Below are 1786 nucleotides of genomic sequence, written 5' to 3'. Positions count from 1 at the left end.
CGACCACCGTGAGCCCGGCCGCGAGCAGCGGGCCGACACCGATCCGTGTCCTCCCGCCCCGGCCGGGCCCGCGGTCGCGCTGCGCCCGCGCGGTCGTCATGGTCATCGCGTCCTCTTCCTCGCTGTGCCTGGGAGCGGCGTTGGCCCCGAACGCCGCAGTGCGCGCTCCGGGACGCCGCAGAGTTGACGCTGTGTGACTCGATGGGTCAAGCGCGACACATGGTGTGCATGTGAGTGATAACCGGTTCGGTGACGACCGTTCGTGCAGGTCCTGGGCACGCAACCGGCCACCGATCGGGGAGCGGCCGACCTCGGGCGGGTGGCCCGGGGCTCCCCTGGGCACGGTCGGGCGCGGCGGCGGTCACCCGACACGGTGACGGTGGGTGACCGATCGGGGGTGACGGACCGGACGTCGTCGCGACGCGCGTCCGCCGGCGCGGCTCACGGCTCCTTCATCTCCGCCGGCCCGTCGGCGACGTTGGGGACCGGCCCTCGAGCGGGTACTCGCCGCACCCCGACGACGAGGAGGGCCGGATGACCCCGATCCCCGACTTCGACCACCTGCCGTTGCCCGCGGTGTCCCACCGCATCCGCGCGCTGGACCTCGCACAGCTCGACGAGCTCATGGAGCACGAGCAGGCGCACGGCAACCGCCTGCCGGTGCTCGAGGTGATGCGCTCCCGGCGCCGTGAGCTCGAGCAGGGCGCGACGCCCTCGGGCGGCGACCAGGGGGACGTGCACCCGGAGACCGGCGGGACGTCGCACGGCTCCCCGGTCGACCCGTCGTCGGCCGCCGAGCCGGGGCCGCCGGACCGTCACGGCCTGCGGCAGGTGACCTGGGGCGGCTGAGGCCCTGCGTCCCGGGTCACGACGTCTAGGACACGACGGGCAGGTCCGGGGTGGAGACGTCGTAGGTCGACCCCGGCCGGGTCAGCAGCGGGCCCAGCACGGCCGCCTTGCGGGCGTCGTCGGCGTCGGCTCCCCACCGCACCGCGCGGCCGGCGTCCAGGGAGAACGACACGTCGTACGGGCTCGCGGCCCGCAGCTCGGTGATCCGCCCGCGCAGGTCGGCGGGCAGGGCGGCGAGGACGCGGACGGCGGCGACCGTCGTCGGGTCCGACGATGACGGGGCGAGCCCCGGGCCGAGCACCAGGCGCGGGATCCCCGGCGGCGGGGCCGGCATCGTTCGGTAGGCGAAGCCGGTCCCGTCGACCAGCGCCACCCCGGTCCCGAGCGGCATCGCGGCGACCGGCTCCCGCTCGGTCACCGTCACCGTCACCGTGTGGGGAACCGAGCGGCGCACGTCGACCGTGGCGACCCGCGGGATCGTCTGCACCCGGGCGTCGAGGTCGGCGGTGTCGAGCCAGAGCAGTGACGTGCCCGGCGCCACCTGCGCGGCGGCCCGCACCGCGGGCAGTGTCTCGGCCGACGCGCCGTCGACCTCGACCGCGGTCACGTCGAACACCGACGAGAAGCCCAGGAGCCACACCAGGACGCCGACGACGACGGCCGCGACCAGGGCCCCGAGCCCGCGCCGCAGCAGGGTGCGGCGCCGGGCGGACCGCGCCTCGAGCGCGGCGTGGTCGCGTGGCCCGCGATCGCGGGGCGGGCGGTTCGAGGGACGCCGGCGCCGCTCGGCCCCGGCGCGGGGCCCGCCCCGGCCACCGCCGCGCGCCGCCGCACCGCCCCGCGACGCCGCACCGCCCCGGGCGGACCCGCCACGGGACGCACCGGCCGGCGAGCCGGCCCGCCGCGAGGCCGACCCGCCCGAGGCGCCGCGCGCGCC

The 1786-nt window shown here is 77.7% G+C and carries 2 protein-coding genes; one reads left to right on the top strand and one right to left on the bottom strand.

Annotation, left to right across the window (positions count from 1 at the left end; translation table 11 throughout):
- Positions 1–534: 534 nt before the first annotated feature.
- Complete coding sequence (locus AC0CYZ_RS28135; protein ID WP_472221410.1) at positions 535–849, top strand: DUF8129 domain-containing protein; 315 nt, start codon at positions 535–537, stop codon at positions 847–849.
- Positions 850–874: 25 nt separating this feature from the next.
- On the opposite strand, the gene AC0CYZ_RS28130 is transcribed toward AC0CYZ_RS28135, so the two are convergent.
- On the bottom strand, positions 875–1786 hold a 912-nt coding region (locus AC0CYZ_RS28130), incomplete at its 5' end, for a cell division protein FtsQ/DivIB (RefSeq protein WP_472221409.1).

This window comes from Actinomycetospora sp. (assembly GCF_055612215.1).
This window is presented reverse-complemented; position numbering and strand designations above follow the sequence as displayed.

Bases quoted from the DNA above. Each gene is read 5' to 3' on its own strand.
- AC0CYZ_RS28135 (WP_472221410.1), top strand. From the start codon at position 535: ATGACCCCGATCCCCGACTTCGACCACCTGCCGTTGCCCGCGGTGTCC.